General features: G+C 47.5%; 2 tRNA genes. Both read right to left on the reverse strand.

Going from position 1 to position 305, the window contains the following annotated elements:
* Nucleotides 1-73, reverse strand: a tRNA-Ala gene (locus NRL14_RS20890).
* A gap of 50 nt (nt 74-123) precedes the next feature.
* A tRNA-Ile gene (locus NRL14_RS20895) sits at nt 124-200 on the reverse strand.
* Nucleotides 201-305: the final 105 nt, after the last annotated feature.

Here is a 305-nt window from a genome sequence, read left to right on the forward strand (position 1 = left end):
TGGAGCTAAGCAGGATCGAACTGCTGACCTCCTGCGTGCAAGGCAGGCGCTCTCCCAGCTGAGCTATAGCCCCACATATGCTGGTACTTACTGTTTTAACCATCTTCTTGATTAGACAAGAAGTGGTGGGTCTGAGTAGATTTGAACTACCGACCTCACCCTTATCAGGGGTGCGCTCTAACCAGCTGAGCTACAGACCCAAAACAATAAGTGTTGTTCTCTTTACAATAACAATCATCTGTGTGGACACTACGAACAAATAAGTTCTAAATCGTATAAGGAGGTGATCCAGCCCCAGGTTCCCC

The sequence above is a fragment of the Pseudoalteromonas sp. 20-92 genome, assembly GCF_030847595.1.
GTDB classification, from domain to species: domain Bacteria; phylum Pseudomonadota; class Gammaproteobacteria; order Enterobacterales; family Alteromonadaceae; genus Pseudoalteromonas; species Pseudoalteromonas fuliginea.